Source organism: Chryseobacterium sp. UNC8MFCol (genome assembly GCF_000482305.1).
GTDB classification, from domain to species: domain Bacteria; phylum Bacteroidota; class Bacteroidia; order Flavobacteriales; family Weeksellaceae; genus Chryseobacterium; species Chryseobacterium indologenes.
Genome location: NZ_AXUZ01000016.1, coordinates 138416 through 164309 on the forward strand (window position 1 = coordinate 138416; position 25894 = coordinate 164309).

Here is a 25894-nt window from a genome sequence, read left to right on the forward strand (position 1 = left end):
TCATTATGTATTGTAGGACATAATTCAATTTTTTTTGAAATTGCGAAAAGTGAAAATTATTCAGGAATCATAGAATACTTTAATAAAAAATGAAATTTCCGGGATAACTTAACTTCTTAAAAAAGATGTATTCATTGTTGCTTTAATACATGGAAATATATTCCTTATTATTGTAATGGGTTCATAACTTTCTTCTCCTTCAAACTTCTTTTTTCTTACCATTTGTGTAAATAATATATTACCTATTAAAGTTCTGTCATGCAATTCTATTTTTTAAACGGTGATTTATTGCCGGGCTGTATGTGTTGACAACCAGTAGATTATGCTTTGTTTTTTTTAATTCGCAATAAATAATCTGCTTAATGAGTTTCAAATTTAAACAAAAATTAAAAGCGGAATATGAATATTTACAAAAAAGTGGGTTTATAATCAAATTTTAATTAAAATTAACATATTATGTAAGCGGATGTGTGAATTATTTTGATAAGTTGAAATTATTTTTAAAAAAAAGTGAAAATAAAAAAATTGTATAGAACTGTGTAAGTGTATACCTTTGTAGCTCAATGAAAAATACGATTACCTTATCCGATTTCCCCAAAAAAATAAACTACAAAAATGAATTGCTGGCAGGTTTTACCGTAGCCATGACGATGATTCCGGAATCTCTTTCATTTGCTATTCTGGCAGGGCTATCACCACTTACAGGACTTTATGCCGCATTTATGATGGGGCTGGTCACAGCTGTTTTTGGGGGACGACCGGGAATGGTTTCAGGAGGAGCAGGAGCTACCATCGTTGTGCTCATTGCGCTGATACAATCTCATGGAATAGAATATCTTTTTGCCACAGTAGCTCTGGCAGGGATTCTCCAGATGCTTGTAGGAATTTTTAAACTGGGTAAATTCGTGAGACTAATACCGCAACCGGTAATGTATGGTTTTCTGAACGGTTTGGCCATTATTATTTTTATGGCACAGATTGAGCAATTTAAAATTACCGATAGTACCGGGGCTACAAGTTGGCTGCAAGGAACCTCTCTATACATTATGGGTGCATTAACAGCGCTTACGATTGCCATTGTCTACTTTTTTCCGAAGCTCACAAAAGCAGTTCCGGCTTCACTGATTGCTATTATGGTGGTCTTTGCGATCGTTTTAGGTTTCCATATCAATACAAAAACAGTAGCGGATATTGCTCATATCAGCGGGAGTCTTCCCGTTTTCCATATCCCTCAGGTACCTTTTTCATTGGAAACTTTACAGATTATTTTTCCTTATGCGATGATTATGGCCGGAGTTGGTCTTATAGAATCTCTTCTGACCTTGTCCATGGTAGATGAAATTACCAATTCAAAAGGAAACACCAATAAAGAATCTATAGCACAGGGGCTTGCCAATGTGACCAATGGTTTTTTTGGCGGAATGGGAGGTTGTGCGATGGTAGCACAAACCCTGGTCAATCTTAACGCAGGATCCAGAGCCAGATTTTCTGGTATTATTGCTTCGCTGATGATTTTAATGATCATCCTGTTTGGTGCTCCCGTTATAGAAAAGATTCCCATGGCTGCTTTGGTAGGAGTGATGATGATGGTGGCAATCAGTACATTTCAATGGGTGTCCATCAGAATTGTTAATAAGATGCCGAAATCTGATATATTTATCGGAATTACCGTGGCGTTGATTACGGTTATCCTGCACAATCTTGCATTGGCCGTTTTGATCGGGGTTATTATTTCCGCATTGGTTTTTGCGTGGGATAACGCCAAAAGAATCCGGGCTAAAAAACATACCGATGAACATGGAATTAAACATTATGAAATATCCGGGCCTTTATTCTTTGGTTCAGTTACAGCATTTGCCGATAAGTTTGATCCGATGAATGATCCCGAGGAAATTGTTGTTGATTTTAAAGAAAGCCGGATTGTGGATATGAGTGCGATTGATGCTTTGGATAAATTATCAAAGCGTTACAAACAAATGAATAAAACCGTCTATCTGCGCCACCTGAGTGAAGATTGCCGGAAAATGCTGAAGAATGCAGAAGCCGTAGTAGAAGTGAATATTCAGGAAGACCCGACGTATAAGGTCATGCCGGAAAGATAAGGAAAGATCAAAGTGAATCGCTTTAAGTAATAATTCACGTATAAATATTGCATAAGAATGGGATCGTATCATTTTACGGTCCTTATTTTTTGTCTTTGTATTCTCTTTTTAAATCATAAAATATCTTAAAACAGAAAACTAAAGTAATGCATTTATGATAAAAATTTTATCTTTGGGAAGAATAGAAAATTAAACACTTTTTGATGGAAAAATATGAGTAAATCTTTTTCAACAAAAGCTACATAAAACTATTAACTGAAACATATTGAAAACAGATATCGACATTCACAACCACTGTCATTTTTCCTTTGACTTGTGGCTCACTCTAATCAAATCTCATCCCGAATTTAAAGCAAAAAGAGTTGAGCTGTTCTCCTCATTTTTTGAGGTTAACAAACCTATGGATGAAGTTGCAAAAACCGTAAAATATTATGATGATCTTTGCAATACGATCAATGAGATCACAGGAGGAAATATAGATACTTTTGAAATATATCTGATGATTCTGGGAGCTCTGGAAGTGGATGTAAAACTTTTAAACAAAGAAAAGCTTAACGAATTTTATTTGAAAAGTGAAGATTTGTTTTTACAATATAAGCCTGTTGTTATTTTTGAAAATATACATGATGTTTTTGACAATATTAAAAGTCATGGGAAGACGATTAATATTCTGAGCAACACAGGATTTATCAAAGGTACGACGATGAGAAAATTTCTGATTCATGAAAATCTCGATCAGTATATTGATTTCCATATCTATTCTGATGAAATCAACTGTTCCAAACCGAATCCCCTTATTTTTCAGGAAGTGAAAAATCAACTGAAAGATCAGGATCTGCCTCTTGAAAAAATTTTGCACATCGGAGATAATCCCATTGCAGATTATAAAGGAGCTCAGGACTTCGGTTTCAGTGCACATTTACTTAAACACTAATATAACATGAACAAAAGATACAGCTTACACCACATTCATTCGGCGGATGAGTTTAGTTTTTCACCGGCTGAATACAGCTATTTCAAATATGGCGATAAGTCGTATGCTGAAAAATTTGCAAAAGAATTATTTGACGGATTTATTTCCGGACATGAGAACCTTTTAGAAACAGATAAAGAAATTGTAGTGCTGCCAAGCCCATACATGGCCATTCCTACGGCTTCCAACTTTTTATGTTTTTTCTTCAAAAAACATCTTGATTTTTACCTTTTTCAAAAAGGGAAAAAATCAAGCATTTTATCAAAAATCAACAGAAATCATACCTACATCACAGATTACGGGAATCTTAGCTTTGAAGACCGTAAAAATCTGATTGCCAATGATACTTATTATATCGATAAGGATTTTTTGAGAGGAAAACTTTGTATTTTTATAGACGATATCAAAATCACCGGGAGCCATGAATATACAGTCAACAGAATCCTGGATCAATATGACGTGGAAGCAGACTTTATGTTTATCTATTATGCAGAATTAATGAACTTTGATCTTGACCCGAAGATTGAAAATTTTTTCAATTATTACGCAGTACAGGATGTAAAAGATGTTGCAGAAGTAATGCAGAAACCTAATTTTGAGTTCAATACAAGGATTGTAAAATATATTTTAGGCCTGGATTCAAGTAATTTTGACTATCTTACGTCTAAAGTAAAAAAAGAGCAGATGGATCTTCTGTTGGAGTTGGCCATCAGCAACAATTATCATTTAATAAAAGAATATAAAAATAACATCAATACTTTAACACAAACGGAATTATATTATGGCTATTAACTTACAAAAAGGACAAAGAGAAAACATCAACGCACCTAAATTCACTGTAGGTTTAGGATGGGATATCAATAATACTTCTACAGGAACTGCTTTCGATCTTGATGCATCTTTATTTTTGTTGGGAGATGATAAAAAGTTAGTGTCAGATAATCACTTTATTTTTTATAACAACCTTGAATCTCCGGATAAAGCAGTTGTTCACACAGGGGATAACCTTACCGGGGAAGGCGCAGGAGATGACGAGCAGATCAAAATTGATCTTACAAAGATTGATGCTGCTGTAAAAGAAATCACTGTGGTGGTAACGATTCATGATGCAGATGCAAGAAGACAGAATTTTGGACAGGTAAGAAATTCTTTTATCAGAATTTTCAATACAGATACGAATGAGGAAATCTTAAAGTATGAACTTGACGAAGATTTCTCAATCGAAACAGCAGTAGAATTCGGAAGAATCTACAACAGAAACGGAGAATGGAAATTTGAGGCTGTAGGAGCAGGACAGAGAGACGGCCTTGAGAAATTTGTATCAATTTATCAGAAGTAATCATGGACAATCAGGAAAATCAACCTATAGATCCACTTGGATCCATCGAGCCTCTCAGAACATTTGAACCTACACCCATGGTTCCGCCAACACCGGCTCAGTCTGCTCAAAATGCAGCGCCGGCAGTTCTTGTAGACAGAGAGGGAAATGTAAACTTAACTCAGCTACAGACTGAAGAACGCCAGAAATATGAAGTTCTCGCCAATTCCATCGATGAGGCGAATCCGGGTTCTATTGTGAATTTCGGTGCAGAACTTCAGAAAACGTTAACCAATCAGAGTGACAGCTTTTTAGGAAATGTTAGAAGATCAAACTCCGGTGAAGTGGGAGGGCTTATCAATGACCTTTTGGTAGAGCTTAACTATGTGGACGTAGAAGAGCTTAACGGAAATAAAGTAAAAAGTTTCTTAAGCAAATTACCCTTCATGAAGAAGGTAATGACGCAGGTGGAAAACTTATTTGCAAAATATGATAAGATCATCAACAATATCGAGCAGATCTCTTACAAAGTGAATGCAGGGATCATTACTTCAACAAAAGATAATGCCGTTTTGCAGACTATTTTTGAAAGCAATGTGAACTCTATTAAGCAGATTGAAGATCTTGTCATCGCCGGAAATATCAGAATGGAAAGAGCTGCTGTTGAGCTTGCGCAGATGGAAGCTAATCCTCAGAATTTCCAGGATTATCAGATTGCAGACAAAAGAGATTTTATCGCAAGATTAGACAGGAGAATGGCTGACCTGAAAGTTGTGCGCGTCATCATGATGCAGTCACTTCCACAGATCAGACTTGTTCAGAATAATAATGTTTCAATTGCAGAAAAAGCACAGACAATTCTTACGACGACACTTCCTGTATGGAAAAATCAGCTGTCACTGGCTGTAGCAATGTACAGACAGCAGCAGAATATTGAAATCCAGCAGAAAGTTTCCCATACAACAGAGGAGATCTTAAGAAAGAATGCGGAACGCCTTGGTCAGAACTCTATCAATGTTGCCAGAGCTAATGAACAGACTATCGTTTCTGTAGAAACATTAAGGGAGACTACTTCAATGCTGATCAATACCTTGAATGAAGTGAAACAGATTCAGAAACAGGGTGCAGACAACAGAAGAAAGCTGGATCAGGATCTTCAGACATTGGAACATGAATTAAAAGCAAATGTCAGAGGTTAATTTATAGGATGCAAAGGTGGGGGATGATGCAGCAACCATATGGTCACAGAGCAAAAGAAGATTAACACGGCTTAAGCTTCTCGCCAATTTTTTTGAACATATTGACATGATATCGATTTATATTAAAACCGATATTATCCACAATTTGTTCCAGGAAAATACGGCCCTGGATTACAATAAACTGGAGCTTTTCCACCTGCAGTATACCGACAGTCTCATCGAACTTCTGACCAAAATTAAAAGGCAGAAGGAAAACGACATGCTGGCTGTCATTAATGAAATTGACATCAACAATAAATATATTTCAGGTTTCGAAGAAAGAAGAGTCGATAGTTTTGAAACGGACCGTAAAATGTATAGCGGTATATTTTCACAACATCTGAAAACCGTGTATAAAGATCTCACAGAAGATATTTTCACGGCCAACTGGGATAATGTCCTGTATTTTCATAAGAAATATGCACAGGAATTTTACAGGACAGATGTAGATGAATCCCTGTTGAAAACCGGAAATTTTCCGGCTTATCAGTATAAAGATTATTCTATTGAGAGAAAGCTGTTGGGAAGACTCAATATACAAAGCTTTAAAGTACGTTTTGTATGTGGTTATCTTATCGGAACCCATGATTATGAGCTTTTCAAAATCTTTCAGTCGGATGATTATTTTGTTTTCAGTGTAGACGAAAGGAAATTATATCTTTTCGATAAAGATCTTGATCAACTGGATATTTCTGAAAATCAGTCGAACCAAACAACCATTATCGATCAGCTGAAAAGAAAGAATGAACAACTCGAAAGCAGTATGAACGAAAGAAAACGAATTGTACCGCCAGAAGTAGAAGGCGTTTTGAAAGACTATCTCAGAAACCTTGAAAATATTGATATTATGAGTAAAATATTTGACTTTAATGAAGAAACAAATATTCTGCGTGCAATGCTTAATTTAAATTTAAATAATAACTAAAAGGTAGATTGTAAAATAGTATTTTGCTTTTTCACTTTTTTGAACCAATAAACAACAACAAAACATAAAAAAATGGCTATCAACTTACAGAAAGGTCAGAGAATTAACCTTAAAAAAGAAAACGGAGCTGAGCTTTCCCAGGCTTGTGTAGGAATCAACTGGGGAGCAATTGAAAAAAAAGGATTTTTCGGAACTAAAAAAGAAGCAGTAGACTTAGATGGAAGCTGTATTTTATATGATTCAAACAAAAATGTAACGGAAGTAATTTATTTCGGTAACCTAAAATCAAGAAACGGTTCTGTAAGACACAGTGGAGATGACCTTACCGGAGATGTTGACGGAGATGACGGACTGGATAACGAGGTGATCACAGTAGATTTCAGCAAACTGGAGCCTAATGTAGAACACGTTGCCATGGTTCTAAACAGTTACAGAGGTCAGGATTTCGGAACGATTCCTTTCGCTTCTATCCGTATTTACGAAGGAACTCCTACCAATGTAAAAGAAGTTTTTGCAAAATATGATATTGCGAACGATGCTTCTTTCAGCGGACATGTTGCCATGGTTATGGGAGTATTCTACAAAAGAAACGGAGAATGGAAATTCAATGCCATCGGAGATCCTACTGCTGACAGGAAGCTGGAGCAGACAGTGCAGACGGTGCAGATGAATTATTTGTAATCAATTATCAATCAACAGATAAAGTAAACAGCAATATTTGTACCTTGTACACTTATTGCTTTTATCATATATAATAACACATTAATCAAGTGGAAAAACATCAGAGTATTTTAGAACTGCACCCGGGGCTGGTGTGGGGATTTGCGGTAACGGTCGTTATCATGCTGCTCCTGGATTTAGGAGTATTCAACAAAAAAAGTCATGAAGTTTCATCCAAAGAAGCTACCATCTGGACCATTGTATGGATTTCGTTGTCTATGGTTTTTTCAGGGGTAGTATATTGGGTTTTCAATACAGACGGAACCCCGGAGAGCCATGCGCTGGCTGTAGAGAAATTTACACAATACCAGGCGGCCTATTGGATTGAAAAAGCACTTTCAGTGGATAACTTGTTCGTATTTATCCTGGTCTTCGGATTTTTTAAAGTGCCCAAATTTCTTCATCACAAAGTCCTTTTCTGGGGAATCATCGGTGCATTGATTTTCAGAGCGATATTTATTTTTGCAGGAGTAGGGCTTATCAACCTGACTTATCTTCCTGAAATGCATATTTTCGGAGAAGCAGTAAAAATCAACATTGTAATGACCCTGTTCGGATTGTTCCTTGTGTATGCAGGGATCAAATCATGGGGTGACGGTGATGATGACGATGACGAAGACTACAGCAATACTGCAGGAGCAAAATTGATCAAGAGCTTTTGGAAAGTTTCAGATAACTACGATGGGGACAAGTTCTTTACCATTCAGAACGGAATCAAGATGGCAACACCACTTTTAGTAGTAGTGGGAGTTATCGAATTCACAGACGTTCTATTTGCTGTAGATTCCATCCCTGCGATCTTTGCTATTTCGGATGACCCGTTTATCCTGTATACGTCGAATATCTTTGCGATCTTAGGTCTTAGATCACTGTATTTCCTATTGGCCAATTTTATTCACATGTTCAGCAAACTTCCGTATGGACTGGCAATTATCCTTTCATTTATCGGAGTTAAAATGTTGATCGCCCCTTGGTATCACATCTCATCCCCGGTTTCACTAGGAATTGTAGGTGGAGTATTGGTTATTTCCGTTATTCTGTCTATTATGTTTCCTGATAAAGAGGAAGAAAAAGAGAAGCTGGAAGAATAGTATATACTGTTTAATATATAAAAAGCCCCTGAGAATCAATCTTAGGGGCTTTTTGTGGAATATGGGATAGAAACAGGAGACTGGAAGAGGCAATTATCTTTTTTATTTAGACAGACAGGTTTGTCTATTATGTATTTTTGTCTTACATTTGCTCTACAATAAGATAATATGGCGTCACCAAAGGAGAGAATAGTAGCAACAACTTTTGACCTGTTTAGCCGGCAGGGATATAATTCTACAGGTATTAATCAGATTATTGCAGAAGCAGAAGTGGCGAAAGCGAGTTTTTATCAGCATTTTAAATCTAAAGAAGATCTGTGTGTAGAATTTCTCAACGTGAGACACGAATACTGGTTCAATGAGCTGATTAATTTTTCATCCCGGGCGACAAGCCTTCAGGATCAAATAATAAAGGCTTTTGATTTCCTGATCTATATGAATGAGAAGGAGCATTTCAGGGGATGCAGTTTCCTGAATATTCTATCTGAAATTCCTGCAGACAATGTTAAAATCCTGGAGGTCATACAATCTCATAAGGCAGATCTCCGGAATTACTTTTTAAAATTGTTGAAAGATGACGTAGTATCCGATCATATCTACATGCTTTTTGAAAGCAGTATTATTGAGAGCCAGCTTTTTAAATCCAATGAACTGATTGAAAAATCAAAGAAAATAGTCATTCATTTAATACCTTAATAGTATGGAACAGAAACATCCGCTTCCGCCGTTCACCTTAGAAACGGCTAAAGAGAAAATTCAACTGGCAGAAGATGCCTGGAACAGTCAGGATCCTGAAAGAGTTTCCAAAGCATATACCGTCAACAGTGAGTGGAGAAACCGGGATACTTTTGTGACAGGACGGGAAGAGATCATCGCATTTCTTCAAAAGAAATGGGAAAAAGAGCTGCATTATAAGCTTAAGAAAGAATATTGGGCTCATACCGGTAACCGTATTGCCGTACGTTTCGAATATGAATACCAAACCAAAGAGGGGAACTGGTTCAGGGCTTATGGAAATGAAAACTGGGAATTCGATGAAAACGGGTTGATGGCCAAAAGGTACGCAAGTATCAATGATCTGGCAATCCGGGAAGAAGACAGAAAGTTCCGGTAAATAGCTTTTTGCCACGAATGCACAGGCGGATTATAAAGTATATTTATGGCTTAGATTTCGTAGACTGAACAGCACCAGGTTTACAACTCCGTACCCTTTCCATGCAGGAGTTTATTGATTTTTCTCCTTGTCTGTACAGATACTTTATACGCTTCATCACGTAATTTCTGGATTTTGCCCACAGGTTGAAAAATAGCTTTGCTCTCAAATGGATTAAATGACAGCAGCTCATTGCTGCAGATACGCGGATCCAATAATGAATCTTTGTTTATTTTCACTTCACCAATTTTAAGATAAGGAGAATTTTTCCATTCTACATTCAGTTTGTTGATGGGCTGGTCTTTGAGGTCATAACAAAATTGAATAAAAATATCTGCCGTAAAATCTGTCGTTTGAAAATAATTCCGCAATGTCTTTTTTATATTTTGTTTCTTCCCGATATTCTTGTCCACAGATTGAGGTTCCAGCTTAATTTTAATCATATAATCTCCGAGACGATAAGCCCCGACAGAATAATAATCAAAAGACAGCAGAAAATCATTCCGTTTTTGAAAAAGCTTCAGGGTGTTTTTGAAAAAGCTACCCGTTACAACTGAGGGTATTATTTTGATTATCTGTGCTGCAATAGAGAACAGACTGCTTCCTTTTTTGATGTAAGAGCGGTTAATGGCCGTAAAAAGTTTCAGAAAAGTAGAAACCGAGTTAATAGGAAATAATGGAAAATTAACCAGAGGAAAATTGGCCAGTAATCCTCCTTTTTCATCCTTGATCTGTATTGCAAAACCATAAGCCGGGATATCTTTCCTGGAATTCTTAATTTTCAGTTGGGCATTTGAAAACCTGATGGTAAGATCAAACTTCTCGTTATCAAAAAACGGCTGTACCCATTCAGGGATATTTTTATCTACCCAAAATGTACCTTTCGCCACCGCATAGGTTTTTGCATGGGCATTTCTGGTAGCATAATTGACGTCACTGATAGAGGAAGATTGTTCAACGAAATCTGCTATAGATTGTTTGTTAATCTCTAGGAGTTCTTTTTCTTCTTCATTCAGTTCGTCGAACTTCTTATTATATTTTAGTGGATCTGGCATTTAGTTTTTAAATTCAATTATAACGCCAAGTTTCGGATTCTGTGTTAAGAGAGTATTACAATTATTTGAATTTTATAGATAAGAAAATATGAAATACTCAAGGTATCATTTTAAAGCTTGTATATTTGGAATTAATAATTGTTTAAAAATTTGATTTTCAGAATGTTTTGTGATGTTGAACTTTAGTTTTCATTTTCGGCGGGTTATCAATAATTCCAGGCAAGACGAATACAGTAAAACATAAAATAATTGATTTTTATATCAATATTAGGTATCAATAAGGTCTTTAAAAGCAAAATCAGTGGTTGGTTGGGTATTTAACCTTAATGCTAAAAAGCACTATCTTTGTAAAAAAATAAAATTATGGGAGTAGCAGACATGTTATTTAAACGTAAAAAAGAATTGGCAGAAAAGAACCTGAAAGATGGTAAAGAATATATGGAAGAATATGGTAAGAGAGAAACGGTAGTTGAATTACCAAGCGGCTTACAATATGAAATCATCACAGAAGGAGACGGTGCAAAACCGGGACCTAAATCTACAGTAAAATGCCATTACCACGGAACTACAATTTCCGGAAAGGTATTCGACAGCTCTGTAAAAAGAGGAACTCCTGCATCTTTTCCATTGAACAGAGTAATTGCAGGGTGGACGGAAGCTCTTCAGCTAATGCCTGTAGGAAGCAAATGGAGATTAATCATCCCTCCGCATCTGGCATATGGAGATCAGCAGATCAGCAAAGAAATCGGCCCCAACTCTACATTGGTCTTTGAAGTAGAATTGCTGGATATTAAATAGTACAGCTTAAAAATAGATTAAAAATTTACCTGACATCAGGTAAATTTTTTTATTTGTATTATCTTAGTGTTGATCAATTGCAATAGAAAATCAATTGTTCCTGAATATCAATCTGTTTGCAATGGGCAGCTGTACGGCACAAAAAATATGACTGAATGAAAAAACTTTTTTATCTTTTTATTGTTTGTGGTCTGTTGGTTTCTTGTGTTTCCAAGAAAAATCAGGCTATTAAACAAAATATTCTCACCCTTAAGGACAGTTACTGTAAAGCTCCTTTCAAGTACAATTACAGCAATAAACTTCCATCCTACAATTCAGATTCAATTTTAGAAAAGAATAAAGATCTGAAGACTATGTTTTCTGATCAAAGCATTTTAATTCTGAACGCTTTGAACAATCTTGATGAGGTTCATAAAATTGTTGAACTTAAAAAAGATTCATCTTTGGCTTCTCAGGTTAAAATCCTGCAGCTTAAAACGAAAATCAACAGCAGAATTACCATTGCTTTAACCGAGCTTGATGCCGTAGCAGCAGAGTTCGACTGTGAAGGGGAAAGGGTAGCACAGATCGGAAATTATGTGGATAACCTCAACTCCTCAAGAAATAATAAACTTATTTTATATTCAATCATTGCAGGTGCAGCTTCCTCTATTGCTGGAGGAATTGTAAAAAGCGACGGATGGGATAATGCGATTGGCATCGGAGGAGGTATCCTGGGAGCCGGGTTTGGATTGGCAACACTCAATCCCAAAGGCAAAAAAGTAGAGTTTATCCATCAGAGAAATCTTTTAAGAGACATATGGCGGGAAAAACTGGAGTCTCCGAACTTTCCACCATTTATCTGGTACATGTATACAGAGAAAAAGTTTTCTAACAGGGAAGAGCATTCCATCATCAGTAACATGAAAACAAGATGGCTGCATTACCAGTTTGATGATAATAAAACGGCTGCCGATCAGTCAGTAATTTTCAGTGACGGGGGATTTTACCGGGCAGATGACCTGCATAACCGCGCAGCTATGCTTAACCAGATGCAATCTGCAACGCGAACGATCAATCAAAACATCAATTATTTACTGTTAGATTTAGACAAATTAATACTTTAAGAAAAAATTAACTGTAATAAAATTTGTTACATTTGAAAAAAGTTATATCTTTGCCATGTAATTGAAATGAATAATACAAGATTTGCTACGGCAGTACATATTATGACCTTATTGGCAAAAAGTCCTCAGGAGTGGCTTACTTCTGAATGGATGGCGGGTAGCATTAATGTCAACCCGGTCATTGTACGCAAAGAAATCAGTGTATTGAGGGAAGCAGGTTTGATTGTAAGCAGACAGGGAAAAGAAGGAGGCAGCCAGCTTGCAAAAAATGCGGAAAGCATTACTATTTCACAGATCTACAGAGCAGTGAAAAATACCGAAGTATTAGGAAAGAAAAATCAAAATCCTAATCCGGCATGTAGTGTGGGAAAAGAAATTAATATTCATTTAAATACTTTATTTGAAGAAACAGATCAATTGGTAACACAATTTTTAGGCGATAAGTCATTACAGGAATTTACAGACCAGTTCGACTAAAATTTTTTACCTGTAAATGTAACAAGATTTATTACAATTTAATTTTTAAAAATAAAACATTATGAAAAAAGTAGCAGTAATCGGAGCAACCGGATTTGTAGGAACACAAATAGTAAATGAACTTGCTCACAGAGGCTATACAGTTGAAGCATTGGTAAGAGATGCATCGAAGGTAAAAACACAGGAAAATGTAACCGCAAAGAGCGTTGATGTAAACAATGTAAACGAACTGGCAGGCGCTTTAAAAGGTAGCGATGCTGTAATCAGTGCTTTCAACGCAGGTTGGACGAATCCTAATCTTTACAATGATTTCTTACATGGGTCTGAAAATATTGAAAAAGCCGTAGAAGAAGCAGGAGTAAAAAGATTAATCGTTGTTGGTGGTGCAGGCAGCCTTTATACACCTGATAATGTTCAAATTGTAGACACACCGGACTTTCCGGATGCTTACAAACCGGGAGCAACCGCAGCAAGGGACTATTTAAATAAAATCAAAGAAAACAACACTCTAGACTGGACTTTCTTTAGCCCTGCTGTAGAAATGAATCAGGCCAACGTAGGAGAAAGAACAGGAAAATACAGAACTTCACTGGAAACTCCCGTATTTGATGACAATGGAAGAAGCCGTCTTTCTGTAGAAGATGTAGCCGTAGTTTTAGTTGATGAATTGGAACAAAACAACCACATCCGTGAACGTTTTACAGCAGCTTACTAATTTTTAATCTAAAAGAACAAAATGTTAAAAAGGAAATTATTATCGTTGATCACAGTACTGAGCTTCGTCAGCTTGGTGTGGGCAGGGAATCTGAAAGTGAAGGTGTATAATCCGGGAACAAAAGCGATTTTTCCCGTTACCTCTACTATTATTTATGGAGATAAAGATGCGATACTTGTTGATGCACAGTTTCAGAAGCAATATGCAGAACAGCTGGTAAAAGAAATAAAGGCTACGGGTAAAAACCTTACCACTGTTTTTATCTCTCACAGTGATCCTGATTTTTACTTTGGACTGGATGTGATTAAAAAAGCTTTCCCGAATGTGAAAATTATTTCAACAGCACAAACAGCCTATCTGATCTCAGCTTCAAAAGATGATAAATTGGCGGTATGGAAGCCACAGTTGAAGACGGATGCTCCTTCTGAGATAATTGTTCCGGAAGCAGCAGTTTCAATTCCTGATCTTGAAGGAAATAAAATTGAAATCAAACAAAATCCTGAAGATCCTGCTCACAGTTTTCTCTGGATCCCATCAATCAAAACAATTGCCGGAGGAATTTCTGTTTCTGTAGATTCGCACCTTTGGATGGCAGATACACAGAATGTAAAGGCTATTGATCAGTGGATCGGTCAAATTGATGCTATGAAAGCACTGCATCCTCAGCAGGTTATACCTTCACACTTCGCAAAACAATCCTTAGCTCCTCAATCGCTTGATTTTGTGAAAAGTTATCTTGAGAATTACAGGAAAGCCGTAACAGAAAATAAGACGACACCTGCGATTGTAGATTTTATGGTTAAAAAATATCCGAATCTTCCGGGAAAAGATGAGCTTGAAATGGGAGTGAAAGTCTTCCGCGGAGAAATGGATTGGGATTTAAAATCACCTTATCCCGCTATCGGCAGAAAGGTTGAAGTAGATTTCGGAACAGTGAAATTTGTTCTTGATTTTAAAGACAACAAAACCATGACATTTATAGGAACGGAAGGAAGTTCAAAGAACAGTACTGATACGGTAGAATATACAGCCGTTGAAGTATCCAGAAATGTTTTTATGGTGTATTGGCATGAGCCCCATCTCGGTTTTAATGTAACCCATATTCAGGATTATAATAAAAATATTGTTTATTCTAATATTGCCGGTCCTGACGGGACATTTACACATCCTAAAGGAACTATTAAAATTTTAAAATAAAATCTCGGCTGCCTCTGGCAGCCGAGATTTTTGAATAAATTACTCCTCAAGATTAACCTTAAATCTTCATCCAATCAGCCGGCTGATTGTCTCCTTAGCTTACTTAAAATTATAGGAAGGTTTATAAAAACTCTGCGTCGAACCTATCTCCCACGGATTCCGCAGATATATATAAATCTGCAAAATCAACCCAATCAGCGACAGAATAATTAAATAGCATAAAAAAGCTGCCTCATCAGGGACAGCTTTCTTTTATAGATTCATAAACAATTTCGGATTCACCGGAGTATTGTTTTTGTGTACTTCATAGTGAAGGTGAGGCCCTGTAGACCGTCCTGAGTTTCCTGATTTGGCAATTACCTGACCTACTTTCACTTTATCATTTACTTTAGAAACAAGTTGTGATAAATGTCCGTAAAGGGTGGCTAGCCCGTTTCCGTGAGAAACGATGACACAGTTTCCATAACCTCCCTTTTGCCCGGAAAATATTACGGTTCCGGCTGCAGCAGCTCTTACGTCAGATCCAAAAGCAACAGCAATATCCAGTCCTTTATGGAATTGCATCTGATCTGCCTCAGCAGGCGGATTGTTCTTCTCAGCAGGACCAGCTTTTGAGGCATTGGTAGCAACAGTTTGAGCGGTTGTTGGAGCTGTCGGCGCAGAAGCCACCGGCGCAGCTTTTGGAGTTACCATTACTTTTACCTCCCTTTTATTTCCGTAGCTGTCGGTTAGTTCAACAATTTTTTCAACAGGTTCAGCTTTGACTTCCGGTTGTGGAGCTGCTACTGCCGCTGTTGAGGTTGAATGAGATTTCACCGAAGCGTAGACTGTTTTAAACGGAATGGGATTTTTTCTCACCCCAAAGTTTGATGAAATATAGCCGTCTGTAGGCATTCCCAGCGGTACCTCCATCAATTTTTTCTGAAGGTCCATTAAGTATTGACTATATCGGTTGGCTTGCTTGGAAAGGTAAATGGAATTTGAAATACTGTCCTGGTCGAGCATCATCAGCTTTTCATTAGAAATATCTTTGGATCTGAGGAAAGAATTCAGCTGACCAACGGTCTGATCTACCAGAGTAAGATCAGTTTTCATTTTTAAATAATCTACACTGTCTTTTTCAGTGTTTATTTTCACAAGGTTCACTTCATAGTTCTTGTCATCTTTTTCAGAAAACAGTTTGGCAATAAAGATACCTTGGCCAAAAACTACTAGTAAAAGTCCTCCAAGAAGAATATTTACGTTCTTTTTGCTGTTTAGAAATTTTTTCATATTTCTTCAGTATGGGTAAAACGGTTTTTTTAAGACTGCAAATTTACATAAAAATAATCTTTGGTGATTATTCTTAAGTAAAATTCAGTTTTTTCTGTATCTAACGTCAGATTTTATATTTAATTGTGTATGCATAGCATTTTTTTAAGAATATGGTTTTTATCATATTTTCGAGCCCTGTGTTAAATCTTTGTTTAATATATTTGCAGTTCACATTCCAATTATGGCTAAAAAGAAAATAATTTCAGAATCTTCGAATCCAAAAAAGAATAAAAAGGATGTTTCTGTTGGGGTAGTAGGAAGCGGAAGTTTTGCTACTGCTATCGTAAAAATGTTGGTTGAAAACTGTAAAGTAGTACACTGGTGCGTAAGAAGTGAGTTTGTAAAAGGGGCTATTGAACTTCGTGGGCATAATCCTACCTACCTTACTGCTGCCCACTTTAACCTTAAAAGTTTAAAACTGACGACAGATATCAATGAGCTGGTCTCTGCCTGCGATGTCATTGTCTTGGCAACACCTTCGATTTATCTTTCGGATGCGTTGGATAAAATGACGTGTGATTATTCAGACAAAATTTTTGTTTCAGCTATTAAAGGGATTATTCCGAGAGTAAATGATGTGGTTGCTCATTATCTTCGTGATGAATTTAAAATAGGATTCAGAAATCAGGCTGTAATTGCCGGTCCTTGCCATGCAGAAGAAGTGGCAATGGAGAGGCTGTCATATCTTACGATTGCAACAGTAGAAGACGAGATCGCTGAAAAGCTTGAAAATGTTTTCAGTTCAGATTTTATTAAAGTACATACGAGTAAGGACATTTTAGGTAACGAATACAGTGCTATTCTTAAAAATATTTTTGCCATTGGAGCGGGTATTGCCAGTGGGTTAGGATATGGAGACAACTTTACGGCAGTCTTTGTGTCTAATGCCATCCGTGAAATGGAAACTTTTCTCGAAGCAATTTATGAAGCTCCCAGAGATGTAAACGAAAGTGCTTACCTTGGAGATCTTTTGGTAACGGCCTATTCTCTTTTCTCAAGAAACAGGAACCTGGGTAACCTTATTGGAAAAGGATACACTGTAAAATCAGCTATTCAATCCATGAATATGGTGGCAGAAGGGTATTATGCTGCTGACTCGATTTATAAAACAGCAAAGCAGAAGAATCTTAAGTTACCTATCATTGATACTGTTTATGCTATTTTATATGAAGGTAAAAATGCAGAGAAGCAATTTAAAAAACTGACGGCAAAGCTGAATTAAAAAAATAAGGTCCTGCAGTGAGAACCTTATTGTAAAATATATCTGAAACTTAAGCATTCCTCATATGCTTAAGTTTTTTTATTGACTCATTTTAGTAATAATAAGAGCCAGTGAGGATCTTATATTCAGGTTGCTGGCCGTAAATCCGTTTCCTGTATCAAACTCAAATTTTTGTCGGATCGTAGTAGGTGCTGCTAACGTTAAAAAATAACTTCCCTGGAAAAATGTGAAAGAACTTGATAACTGACACATTCTGTTCGTCTCCGTAATATTTGTACCGGTCGCCGCATTGATCATGTATGAGCGCGTACACGTAAAATTTTGTGAAAGGTATTGGGTATTAGCCGTTCCATTATTATTACCTCCATTACTTGAATCTACAGAATAGCGAAGGATATACGTTCCGGCAGGTAATGTAATGGTCGAATTATCTGCTCCCAGTGAAGCACCGGTAATTTTATTGGCGGCTACACTAAAGTTGGCCAAAGTATTATTGGTACTTCCTGTAGGAATTAAAACACCGGAATTAATGATCAGCGACATCGCCTGAGGCTCAGAACCCGAAAGAATAGCCCGTTGCCACTGGTTCCTGATCCAAATATAGTATCCTTTCGGAAAAGTGGAAGCTCCTCCTTTATTATAAATCATCAAACCATCTGCCGGATTGGCTATAGGAGTTGCTGTACTGTTGAGTACAGTGAGGTCATATTGAGGAAAAAGTACTCCTTTATTAGAAGAAGTGATGTCCAAAACACTGCTTGCGCTGGGGGTGCTTGTATTGATACCTACTTGAGCATTAACGGGTATGGCCAATAGTATGGTAAACAGACAAACAATATAAAAATAATTTTTCATTGTAATACTGATTATTGATTAAGAGCTGATCTTTGAATGTCAACTTTTGCATTCGTTATAATGATTTCACCATTGTTTGGAGCAGTGCCTCCGGCTCCCATCTGATAGGTGCCTCCCGCATCATGAGCGATGGAAGGAATTAATGTGATAGGAGTAGCAGAGGTAGAGACAAATGAAAAGCTCATATTGAGTGTATGCGTTTTATTACTTGCTATTGATTGAGCATTGATGCTGATGGTCTTTCCATATACATTACCCGTTACCGGATCTACCAGCCTGACCAGGTACTGATGCAAATGAACCTGGGTTCCTCCGATTCCCGCTGTTGTGCTTTCCTGGGTTGTTCTGATATTCAGACATACGTTGACTAAATAACCACTGTTTCCGGGAAGAGTGATTGCACCTGTTGCTGCATTATAAGAACCTCCGATATCATTAGACATCACAGTAAAAGCTGCATCGTTGAAGTTTTTAAATGTACCGTTCGCGAAACTCCCCAATACGGTATAATCCGTACTGCGCTGGAGCATCATATAGCTTACCAGATTATACGTATCTGCCATTTGTGTCCATTTATTGCCTTTCCATACATAAATTCCGGGGCTGATTGAATTACCTTTATTATACACCACAAGACCTTCCGCAGGATTATTAACTGGTGTAGTTTTGTTTAATATATCGATTATGTCAACTCTGGGAAGAAGAACTCCCTTATTGGTAGATTCAGATATTTCAAGCGCTGCAGAGCTGTTGATGGTTGTTTTACCTATTCCTACTTGAGCATATAGGGTCTGTGCTATGATAAATAATAGCAGGATATAACTTTTTTTCATAGGTCGGCTTTTTTAAAGTTGTGATATTTTAATATAAGACCCGTTAGCAATGACATTGACCAGGTCATAAAAGGTGCTGTTTTGCATTCTTCCTAATCTCAACCTCAATCCTCCGATGATATTACCATCAGCATTACTCGGAACACTGTAATAATAAGACCAGGTTGCCAGATGGTTTGTATTCACTTTTGAAACTATAGGAACTTCTTTTCTGGTGTTGGCACCTCCGGTGAATGTATTGGTCGTATTGTTGTACGTATCATTCGTAAAATCGATGAAATATCCCATCAGATAATAGGTGCTGCCTGACAAAGGTGCAGTTCCTCCCTGGCCGGCCGGATTCTCCTGAGGAGAATTGAGATTCAGGTTTACTTCCACCAGATAATTTCCTTGCGGAAGAACCAGTGAATAGCCTCCCGAATTTGGGTTCTGGACAACTTTGAAACCATTGATGTTGGATACTCCGGAAATTGCAGGGGGATTTACTAAAAGCTGAGTGTTTGCACCCGCGACTGCATTGTCTAATGCAGATAGTGATCCCGTAAAATCGAGGTAAGCAACTTTAGGTGTATTTTCTGCATCAATGGTACTTTGCCATTGATTGGTTGTACTGTTGAAAGTATGCAGTGTTTTATTGTTGCTGTTACTACCTCCATTATATGCAATAAGACCATTGGCAGGAGATGCCACAGGACTGGTAGTGCTGCTTAGGTTGGCAATATTCAGATTGGGAAATAACATTCCTTTATTTCCTCCCGATATCACAACGGCAGGAGCTGTACTGTAGCCGCTTCCTCCATTGTTGATCGTTACACCCGTAATCACACCATTGGAAAGTATAGCTGTAGCACGTGCTTTGTTGCCGCCGTTTACAACGGATCCTCCTCCATAGAAGTTGACAGTAGGGACAGTGGTGTATCCACTTCCTCCATTGGTAATGGTAATCCCTGTTACTGCTCCTCCTGATATGGTAGCAGTGGCAGTAGCTGGAACTCCATTGAAATTTTCAATATGCAGAATTGCACTGGGGTCCGGTTTGGACGTATTGATTCCTACACTTCCGCTTTGGGCAAATGCCACTGTTGCGAAAAACGTACACACGAAGTTAACAATTTTCATCCTTGTAATGTTTTACGAAATAATTTTAATTTAAATACACTGGAATATGGTATTTATTTATTGAAAGATACATATAAAAAATATTCTTTTTATATTTTTTGAGTAGATTTTTATCGATAAATATGATTATTTATCAATAAAATGTGATTTTTAATCAATATTTCGTAATGTTTTATCACCTTTTATTGAAAAAAAGTACTGGCGTAAAGTATTATGGTTGAAGTCTTTTATATCGTGAACTTAAATAAACTTAAGTTTTTATAAAATTTTACCCTTTATGCAACCCCTTCATTAGTGAATTAAATACTTTGAAAATGTGGTATTTTTTTTATTTCAAATAAGACTTCTTGTCATTGTCTTCATGAATCATTTCAATGAAACTTTATTGAAACTTTCCATTGCATTTTGTTGTGTATGTAAGAAGTCGTTTTACTTCAAAAAATAACGTGTTAAAATCGTTAAACGCGTTTCTGTTTTTAAAACTTTTCCCGAAATTTGAAGTAAAATTTAAAATTATGTCACAATCGCTTACAAGCAGAACACCGAAACCTAAATATGACGTTGTACTGATAGGCGGCGGAATTATGAGCGCCACTTTAGCAACGCTGCTTCATGAGTTTGATCCACATCTTGAAATTGCCATCTTCGAAAGACTCGGAAGATTTGCCAAGGAAAGTACAGCAGCATGGAACAACGCAGGAACTGGCCATTCGGCTTTTTGTGAGCTAAATTATACCCCTGAAAAAGAAGACGGATCCATTGATATTAAGAAAGCGGAGAGTATAGCCGAACAATTTGAAATTTCAAAACAATTCTGGGCGTATCTGGTAAGCAAAGGATACATCCAGGAACCCAAAGATTTTATCAATTCCTGTCCGCACATGAGTCTGGTATTTGGTGAAAAAGATGCAGATTACCTTAAAAGACGCCACGATAAAATGTCTGAATCCGTACTTTTCTCCGGAATGGAATTTTCTACAGATCATGAGAAACTGAAAGAATGGATTCCTTTGGTGATGAGCAAAAGAAATAAATCTGAAGTGATGGCAGCCACCAAGATGGATATGGGAACGGATGTGAACTTTGGAACATTGACCCGAAAGATGGGAAGACATTTGCTTGAAGATTCTAATGTAGAAGTTTTCCTTTACCATGAAGTGAAAGATATTGATCCTCGCGAAGACGGAAAGTGGGAGATGAAGGTAAAAGACAGAATCCACAATCATAAGCAGGAAGTAGTAGCCGACTTTGTATTTATCGGGGCTGGAGGATATGCGCTTCCATTACTGGATAGTTCAGATATCAAAGAAAGTGAAGGATATGGCGGTTTCCCGGTTTCCGGACAATGGTTGGTAACGCACAATCAGGAATTGGTAGAAAAGCATCAGGCAAAAGTATATACACAAGCAACGGTAGATGCCCCGCCTATGTCTGTACCTCACCTTGACCTTAGAATCATTGATGGTAAAAAAGCTCTTCTGTTTGGCCCTTTTGCAGGGTTTTCAACAAAATTTTTAAAAGAAGGAAGCTACCTGGATCTGCCTGAAAGTGTAAATACTAAAAATTTAAGATCGCTTTTTGGGGCATGGTGGCATAATCTTCCTTTAACAAAATACCTTATTCAGCAGGTAGCGATGACAAAATCTCAGAGAATACAGCATTTGAGAGAGTTTATCAAAGATGCCAAAGAAGAAGACTGGGAATTGAAAGTAGCAGGACAGAGGGTTCAGATCATTAAAAAAGATGATAAATTAGGAGGTAAACTTGAATTTGGAACAGAGGTGGTAGTTAACAAAAAGGGTACTATCGCGTCACTGTTAGGGGCTTCACCCGGAGCTTCCACTGCGGTACATGCCATGCTGACCGTTATTGAAAAGTGTTTCCCTGAGAAACTTAACGGGGAATGGAACAGCAAACTCCTTGAAATGGTACCTTCTTATGGGAAAAAGCTGGCAGAACATCCTGAGCTGACAGAAGAATTAAGAAATTATACAAAAGAAAAATTAGAATTAGAATACTAACATCAATAATGGGCAATAGGTACAAATAGTATCAATTGCCCGTTATTCATACTTATAAAAGTGGAAGAAATAGTTGTAAAACCAGTCATTGCAAAAGAGCTTCTTGAATCTCTTCAGACAAAAGTAGAAGAGGAAAAGCAGGTTATTGTTCATTGTTGTTTTCCGGCCTCACCATTTTTAGGCAATCTCATTAGAATCTGGCATTCCACTTATCTTTTTGATAACCAGTCTGAACATAGAAGTAAGCTGATTCATGCTGAAAATATTTCTATTTCCCCTTATTGGACGCCTGTTCCCTTTATGAAGGATTTCTGGTTTACTTTAATATTTTCAGGCCTTCCTAAAGATTGCAAAAGCTTTGATTTAAAAGAAGTCATTCCTGAAGAAGGCGGATTTTTTGTAGAATCAATTAAAAGAAATTCAACAGATGTGTATCGTGTGAAAATCTCAGAATCCTATTAACATGAAAATAAGAGAAGATAAGCTTGAACAAATCATTCAATGGGCAACCGACAACAGGGATGTTCGTGTCGTTCTGCTGACGAGTTCTTTAGTGAATCCTTATGCACCGGTAGATGATTTCAGCGATCTGGACGTCGAACTTGTTTTTGAAAGCAGGAAACCCTATGAAGATGATCATCAGTGGATCAGTCTATTCGGCCAGCCAATTTCAATGGTTGAGGAAGGTGACGAAGTTTTTGAGGGAAAACATGCGATGAAAATGGTTTTGTATAAAGATCATGTGAAGGTTGATTTTAAATTGTATCAGCTTTCAGACTTTATTGCTGAAATTAAAGCTGAAAAACTTCCCGACGACTGGGATTTGGGCTACAAGGTGCTGGTTGATAAAGATGAATTGACCACAGAGATGAAACCTCCAAGCTACCGATCGATCATGATTCATCAGCCTGAAGAAAAAGAGTTCAGACAACTGCTTAATGATTTTTGGTGGGACACCACTTACGTTGCCAAATGCCTTAAGCGTGGAGATATTTTTTATGCCAAATTTATGTCCGAAAATATCCTGAGGACAGATTACCTGGTTCCATTGATAGAATGGTATATTGCCTCTTCCCATGACTGGAATAACATCACCACCAATAAACATGGCAGACTCTTTAAAAAATATCTTTCACAGGAATTGTGGAATAAGGTTGAACTAACCTTCTCAGGCAGTAACATTGAAGAAAACTGGGCTGCTTTATTCGCTTTTGCTGACCTGGTTCATGAACTGGGAACTGCTTTGGCTTATCAACTCAATTTCACCTACCCGGTTACACTCGAAAATGATATCCGGAATTATCTGGCTGAAGTACGGGAAATATCGTTTTAAGCAAACTCATTATGCTGAATCAGATTTTCAATACAATATTCGGCGATGGCAGTAATAGTTACAAAAGGATTTACGCCAATCGTTCCGGGAATAAGTGATCCATCCAGAACATAAAGATTTTCGTGACCCTTTAATTTACCATATTGATCAGTGGCTTCCCCGAGTACACAACCACCGAGTGGATGGTAACAAATATCAGCTCCGAAACCATTATTGAACAAAAAATGACTTCGGGTGCCTCCATTGGCTTTATTCATTTTTCTGACAAAATATTTAGCATTTTCCCGCATTTTCACAGTATGATTTTGGTTCCAGTCAAGTTGTAAAGCCTGCTTTGCCTTATCAAATGTCACTTCACCTTTTTTGTCAACCCTGTTGATCAGTAAATATAAAGCGGTTGCAACATCCATACCCATTGGCAGAGGAGCTATTTCAGTGAAAAACGGATGTTCAGAATCATCCCAGTTATCAATTCCTCCAACAGGAATCGTTGATTGCTTTGAGCCGGTTCCTCCTGATAAAGGATGTACCCAATTTCTTCCGGTCATGAAATTGCCGTTATTCCCCCAGCTTTTTCCTACTTTTTCATTGATAGGAAAGGTATGAATAGCATTTGATTTCAGGAGAAGCTGTAAAGTTCCCATTGTTCCAGCAGAAAGAATTAATTTTTTACAATTGAATGTTTTACTGGCAAGTATATTTCCGGAAGTGTCAATCTGCTCCGTGCTGACGGAGTAGCTTTTATCATCATTGAGTTGAATATGTTCTACACGATGAAGATCAAGGATCTCAAGATTACCGGTTGCCAGTGCCTTTTTTAAGTATGTTTTGTCTAAACTGTTTTTGCCGTAGTTGTTTCCATAGATGACTTCTGTATTGAGAGCCGAGCGGGGAACTTCATTCCGGAATTCTTTTTCCATGTACTTAAAATCATATACATTAGGCACTCTTATCGTCCTAAAACCTGCTTTATGTGCTTCCGCTTCACCTACTCTTGTGAATTTGTAATAAGGACAATCCTTTACAAACTGCTCATCAATGACATTGACTTTAAGTTCTTCCCGTACTAACGGAAAATAATGACTGTAAAACTTTCCGGAATCAAGATCAGGGAAAATTTCTTTGAAGTAACTTTCTTTGGGAGTAACAGCCATTCCACCGTTTACCAGTGAGCCTCCGCCAACACCCCGTCCTACCCAGATGTTAATGTTTTCAAATTCCAGCCGGTCCAAGGTTCCGGTGAAAGGAGTTAAAGAAAAAATGTTCATAAAAGGAGCAATTGTTTTTTTCTTTAACCAAGCCGAGCTTTTGCCCGGTTTCAGTAAATTGGAATAAGGAATTCCGGACTTTTCCCAGTGAAGACCCATCTCAAGAAGAATCACTTTTTTTCCGGCTTCGCACAAACGAAGGGCAGAAACAGCACCACCATATCCGCTCCCGATAATAATGATAGGAGCTTCTATTGTTTTTTCCTGTTTAGAGATTCTAGGTTGTACTGCTTTTAATACATCGGAATATAGAAAATAAAAACCTGATAAGGCTAGTACACTCGTCTTAATAAATCCTTTTCTGTCCATGAATCTTGTTTTTCAAAAAGTATGCTAATGATGTTGAAGAATATTTTATTTACAACAGATTATCATTTTTTATTACAAATTTAACGCTGCTGTCCCGTGAAAAATTCATAGTTTTACTTTATAATTTTAGATTCATGAAAAAATATATATTGATTTTTTTACTCGTTCCGTTATGTTTTTTTTCACAACGGATCGTTTCTCAGGAAGTCATGGATGTGAAGAAATTTCAGGATGATCTCAACGAAGAATACCTGAATCCTAAAACAACACCATTACGCGGGGATAATTTTAAAAACTTTAAAGAACATCCATTCTTTCCTTTTGATTTAAAATACAGAATCACCGCAAAATTTGTGAAAACAAAAGATCCGAAACCTTTTGACCTGCCAACTTCTTCAGGAAAAACAAAATCGTACCGGGAATATGGAAAAGCTACCTTTAAGCTGGATGGTAAATCATACAAGGTTACTTTATACCAAAGCCTGGATCTGATCAGGCAAGAAAAATATAAAAATGATCTTTTCCTGCCTTTCAGGGATGCTACCAATGAAAAAGAAACATATGGTGGAGGAAAATATATGGACCTGAAGATTCCGAAAGGAAATACAATTTTGTTGGATTTTAACCAGTCCTATCAGCCGTTTTGTGCTTACAACGCTTATGACTACAACTGTCCGATCGTTCCTGATGAGAATAAACTTCCCGTAGAAATAAGGGCCGGTGTTATGTATCAGGATATTTATCATCACTAA

The 25894-nt window shown here is 37.2% G+C and carries 26 protein-coding genes; 20 read left to right on the top strand and 6 right to left on the bottom strand.

Features of this window, described 5'->3' with window-relative positions; translation table 11 throughout:
- Positions 1-563: 563 nt before the first annotated feature.
- The 10 genes from M030_RS0111170 to M030_RS0111215 all read left to right on the top strand — a co-directional run bounded on the left by M030_RS0111170 (position 564) and on the right by M030_RS0111215 (position 9481).
- Positions 564-2102: a SulP family inorganic anion transporter gene (locus M030_RS0111170; RefSeq protein ID WP_027373574.1), complete on the top strand. Its 1539-nt coding sequence runs from the start codon at positions 564-566 to the stop codon at positions 2100-2102.
- A gap of 265 nt (positions 2103-2367) precedes the next feature.
- A complete protein-coding gene (locus M030_RS0111175; protein ID WP_027373575.1) occupies positions 2368-3036 on the top strand; it encodes an HAD family hydrolase in 669 nt (222 codons plus the stop codon).
- 6 nt (positions 3037-3042) lie between these two features.
- Entirely contained in the window at positions 3043-3867 is an 825-nt protein-coding gene (locus tag M030_RS0111180; protein ID WP_027373576.1) for a phosphoribosyltransferase family protein, read from the top strand.
- A complete protein-coding gene (locus M030_RS0111185; protein WP_027373577.1) occupies positions 3857-4414 on the top strand; it encodes a TerD family protein in 558 nt (185 codons plus the stop codon). The genes M030_RS0111180 and M030_RS0111185 overlap by 11 nt, the downstream gene beginning before the upstream one ends.
- A 2-nt stretch (positions 4415-4416) precedes the next feature.
- Positions 4417-5592 (top strand): toxic anion resistance protein, encoded by a 1176-nt coding sequence (locus M030_RS0111190; RefSeq protein ID WP_027373578.1) that lies wholly within the window; start codon positions 4417-4419, stop codon positions 5590-5592.
- A 106-nt stretch (positions 5593-5698) separates the two neighbouring features.
- The gene (locus M030_RS0111195; protein ID WP_138402244.1) at positions 5699-6556 is read left to right on the top strand and encodes a hypothetical protein; all 858 of its coding nucleotides are present in this window, start codon (positions 5699-5701) and stop codon (positions 6554-6556) included.
- 72 nt (positions 6557-6628) lie between these two features.
- A complete protein-coding gene (locus M030_RS0111200) occupies positions 6629-7237 on the top strand; it encodes a TerD family protein (protein WP_027373580.1) in 609 nt (202 codons plus the stop codon).
- 89 nt (positions 7238-7326) lie between these two features.
- Positions 7327-8367: a TerC/Alx family metal homeostasis membrane protein gene (locus M030_RS0111205; protein ID WP_027373581.1), complete on the top strand. Its 1041-nt coding sequence runs from the start codon at positions 7327-7329 to the stop codon at positions 8365-8367.
- A gap of 168 nt (positions 8368-8535) precedes the next feature.
- Complete coding sequence (locus M030_RS0111210) at positions 8536-9063, top strand: TetR/AcrR family transcriptional regulator (protein WP_027373582.1); 528 nt, start codon at positions 8536-8538, stop codon at positions 9061-9063.
- A 4-nt stretch (positions 9064-9067) separates the two neighbouring features.
- The gene (locus tag M030_RS0111215; protein WP_027373583.1) at positions 9068-9481 is read left to right on the top strand and encodes a nuclear transport factor 2 family protein; all 414 of its coding nucleotides are present in this window, start codon (positions 9068-9070) and stop codon (positions 9479-9481) included.
- An 80-nt stretch (positions 9482-9561) separates the two neighbouring features.
- On the opposite strand, the gene M030_RS0111220 is transcribed toward M030_RS0111215, so the two are convergent.
- On the bottom strand, positions 9562-10575 hold the full coding sequence (locus M030_RS0111220; RefSeq protein WP_027373584.1) for a catalase: 1014 nt from the start codon (positions 10573-10575) through the stop codon (positions 9562-9564).
- Positions 10576-10938: 363 nt separating this feature from the next.
- On the opposite strand from M030_RS0111220, the gene M030_RS24010 reads away from it, so the two are divergent.
- From M030_RS24010 to M030_RS0111245, 5 genes are all read left to right on the top strand, one after another.
- Entirely contained in the window at positions 10939-11373 is a 435-nt protein-coding gene (locus M030_RS24010) for an FKBP-type peptidyl-prolyl cis-trans isomerase (RefSeq protein WP_074942124.1), read from the top strand.
- 155 nt (positions 11374-11528) lie between these two features.
- Positions 11529-12479, top strand: a complete 951-nt coding sequence (locus tag M030_RS0111230; RefSeq protein WP_027373585.1) for a hypothetical protein — start codon at positions 11529-11531, stop codon at positions 12477-12479.
- 66 nt (positions 12480-12545) lie between these two features.
- Positions 12546-12956 (top strand): Rrf2 family transcriptional regulator, encoded by a 411-nt coding sequence (locus M030_RS0111235; protein ID WP_027373586.1) that lies wholly within the window; start codon positions 12546-12548, stop codon positions 12954-12956.
- A gap of 61 nt (positions 12957-13017) precedes the next feature.
- Positions 13018-13671 (top strand): NAD(P)-dependent oxidoreductase, encoded by a 654-nt coding sequence (locus M030_RS0111240; protein WP_027373587.1) that lies wholly within the window; start codon positions 13018-13020, stop codon positions 13669-13671.
- Between the two features lie 21 nt (positions 13672-13692).
- Positions 13693-14868 carry an MBL fold metallo-hydrolase gene (locus M030_RS0111245; protein ID WP_027373588.1) on the top strand — a complete coding sequence of 392 codons (1176 nt, stop codon included), beginning with the start codon at positions 13693-13695 and terminating at the stop codon, positions 14866-14868.
- A 252-nt stretch (positions 14869-15120) separates the two neighbouring features.
- On the opposite strand, the gene M030_RS0111250 is transcribed toward M030_RS0111245, so the two are convergent.
- Positions 15121-16140: a peptidoglycan DD-metalloendopeptidase family protein gene (locus M030_RS0111250; RefSeq protein ID WP_027373589.1), complete on the bottom strand. Its 1020-nt coding sequence runs from the start codon at positions 16138-16140 to the stop codon at positions 15121-15123.
- 223 nt (positions 16141-16363) lie between these two features.
- On the opposite strand from M030_RS0111250, the gene M030_RS0111255 reads away from it, so the two are divergent.
- Positions 16364-17404, top strand: coding sequence for an NAD(P)H-dependent glycerol-3-phosphate dehydrogenase (locus M030_RS0111255; protein WP_051585015.1), 1041 nt, complete (start codon positions 16364-16366; stop codon positions 17402-17404).
- A 78-nt stretch (positions 17405-17482) separates the two neighbouring features.
- Here M030_RS0111255 and M030_RS0111260 read toward each other — a convergent pair whose 3' ends face one another.
- Genes M030_RS0111260 through M030_RS0111270 form a run of 3 tightly spaced genes read right to left on the bottom strand, consistent with a single transcriptional unit; the run spans position 17483 to position 20211 of the window.
- On the bottom strand, positions 17483-18259 hold the full coding sequence (locus M030_RS0111260; RefSeq protein WP_074942121.1) for a hypothetical protein: 777 nt from the start codon (positions 18257-18259) through the stop codon (positions 17483-17485).
- 11 nt (positions 18260-18270) lie between these two features.
- Positions 18271-19092, bottom strand: coding sequence for a hypothetical protein (locus M030_RS24925; protein ID WP_051585017.1), 822 nt, complete (start codon positions 19090-19092; stop codon positions 18271-18273).
- 12 nt (positions 19093-19104) lie between these two features.
- Entirely contained in the window at positions 19105-20211 is a 1107-nt protein-coding gene (locus tag M030_RS0111270; RefSeq protein ID WP_027373592.1) for a hypothetical protein, read from the bottom strand.
- Between the two features lie 515 nt (positions 20212-20726).
- On the opposite strand from M030_RS0111270, the gene mqo reads away from it, so the two are divergent.
- The 3 genes from mqo to M030_RS0111285 are packed head-to-tail and all read left to right on the top strand — an operon-like array spanning position 20727 to position 23565.
- Positions 20727-22232 (top strand): malate dehydrogenase (quinone), encoded by a 1506-nt coding sequence (gene mqo / locus M030_RS0111275; RefSeq protein ID WP_027373593.1) that lies wholly within the window; start codon positions 20727-20729, stop codon positions 22230-22232.
- 60 nt (positions 22233-22292) lie between these two features.
- Positions 22293-22694, top strand: coding sequence for a hypothetical protein (locus M030_RS0111280; RefSeq protein WP_027373594.1), 402 nt, complete (start codon positions 22293-22295; stop codon positions 22692-22694).
- 1 nt (position 22695) lies between these two features.
- Positions 22696-23565 carry an AadS family aminoglycoside 6-adenylyltransferase gene (locus M030_RS0111285; protein ID WP_027373595.1) on the top strand — a complete coding sequence of 290 codons (870 nt, stop codon included), beginning with the start codon at positions 22696-22698 and terminating at the stop codon, positions 23563-23565.
- On the opposite strand, the gene M030_RS0111290 is transcribed toward M030_RS0111285, so the two are convergent.
- On the bottom strand, positions 23562-25142 hold the full coding sequence (locus tag M030_RS0111290; protein ID WP_027373596.1) for a GMC family oxidoreductase N-terminal domain-containing protein: 1581 nt from the start codon (positions 25140-25142) through the stop codon (positions 23562-23564). The two genes, M030_RS0111285 and M030_RS0111290, sit on opposite strands and share 4 nt — an antisense overlap.
- A 134-nt stretch (positions 25143-25276) precedes the next feature.
- Here M030_RS0111290 and M030_RS0111295 point away from each other — a divergent pair, with 134 nt between their 5' ends.
- Positions 25277-25894 carry a DUF1684 domain-containing protein gene (locus M030_RS0111295; RefSeq protein WP_027373597.1) on the top strand — a complete coding sequence of 206 codons (618 nt, stop codon included), beginning with the start codon at positions 25277-25279 and terminating at the stop codon, positions 25892-25894.

Bases quoted from the DNA above. Each gene is read 5' to 3' on its own strand.
- M030_RS0111170 (WP_027373574.1), top strand. From the start codon at position 564: ATGAAAAATACGATTACCTTATCCGATTTCCCCAAAAAAATAAACTAC.
- M030_RS0111180 (WP_027373576.1), top strand. From the start codon at position 3,043: ATGAACAAAAGATACAGCTTACACCACATTCATTCGGCGGATGAGTTT.
- M030_RS0111185 (WP_027373577.1), top strand. From the start codon at position 3,857: ATGGCTATTAACTTACAAAAAGGACAAAGAGAAAACATCAACGCACCT.
- M030_RS0111190 (WP_027373578.1), top strand. From the start codon at position 4,417: ATGGACAATCAGGAAAATCAACCTATAGATCCACTTGGATCCATCGAG.
- M030_RS0111195 (WP_138402244.1), top strand. From the start codon at position 5,699: ATGATATCGATTTATATTAAAACCGATATTATCCACAATTTGTTCCAG.
- M030_RS0111200 (WP_027373580.1), top strand. From the start codon at position 6,629: ATGGCTATCAACTTACAGAAAGGTCAGAGAATTAACCTTAAAAAAGAA.
- M030_RS0111210 (WP_027373582.1), top strand. From the start codon at position 8,536: ATGGCGTCACCAAAGGAGAGAATAGTAGCAACAACTTTTGACCTGTTT.
- M030_RS0111215 (WP_027373583.1), top strand. From the start codon at position 9,068: ATGGAACAGAAACATCCGCTTCCGCCGTTCACCTTAGAAACGGCTAAA.
- M030_RS0111220 (WP_027373584.1), bottom strand. From the start codon at position 10,575: ATGCCAGATCCACTAAAATATAATAAGAAGTTCGACGAACTGAATGAA.
- M030_RS24010 (WP_074942124.1), top strand. From the start codon at position 10,939: ATGGGAGTAGCAGACATGTTATTTAAACGTAAAAAAGAATTGGCAGAA.
- M030_RS0111230 (WP_027373585.1), top strand. From the start codon at position 11,529: ATGAAAAAACTTTTTTATCTTTTTATTGTTTGTGGTCTGTTGGTTTCT.
- M030_RS0111235 (WP_027373586.1), top strand. From the start codon at position 12,546: ATGAATAATACAAGATTTGCTACGGCAGTACATATTATGACCTTATTG.
- M030_RS0111240 (WP_027373587.1), top strand. From the start codon at position 13,018: ATGAAAAAAGTAGCAGTAATCGGAGCAACCGGATTTGTAGGAACACAA.
- M030_RS0111245 (WP_027373588.1), top strand. From the start codon at position 13,693: ATGTTAAAAAGGAAATTATTATCGTTGATCACAGTACTGAGCTTCGTC.
- M030_RS0111250 (WP_027373589.1), bottom strand. From the start codon at position 16,140: ATGAAAAAATTTCTAAACAGCAAAAAGAACGTAAATATTCTTCTTGGA.
- M030_RS0111255 (WP_051585015.1), top strand. From the start codon at position 16,364: ATGGCTAAAAAGAAAATAATTTCAGAATCTTCGAATCCAAAAAAGAAT.
- M030_RS0111260 (WP_074942121.1), bottom strand. From the start codon at position 18,259: ATGAAAAATTATTTTTATATTGTTTGTCTGTTTACCATACTATTGGCC.
- M030_RS24925 (WP_051585017.1), bottom strand. From the start codon at position 19,092: ATGAAAAAAAGTTATATCCTGCTATTATTTATCATAGCACAGACCCTA.
- M030_RS0111270 (WP_027373592.1), bottom strand. From the start codon at position 20,211: ATGAAAATTGTTAACTTCGTGTGTACGTTTTTCGCAACAGTGGCATTT.
- mqo (WP_027373593.1), top strand. From the start codon at position 20,727: ATGTCACAATCGCTTACAAGCAGAACACCGAAACCTAAATATGACGTT.
- M030_RS0111285 (WP_027373595.1), top strand. From the start codon at position 22,696: ATGAAAATAAGAGAAGATAAGCTTGAACAAATCATTCAATGGGCAACC.
- M030_RS0111290 (WP_027373596.1), bottom strand. From the start codon at position 25,142: ATGGACAGAAAAGGATTTATTAAGACGAGTGTACTAGCCTTATCAGGT.
- M030_RS0111295 (WP_027373597.1), top strand. From the start codon at position 25,277: ATGAAAAAATATATATTGATTTTTTTACTCGTTCCGTTATGTTTTTTT.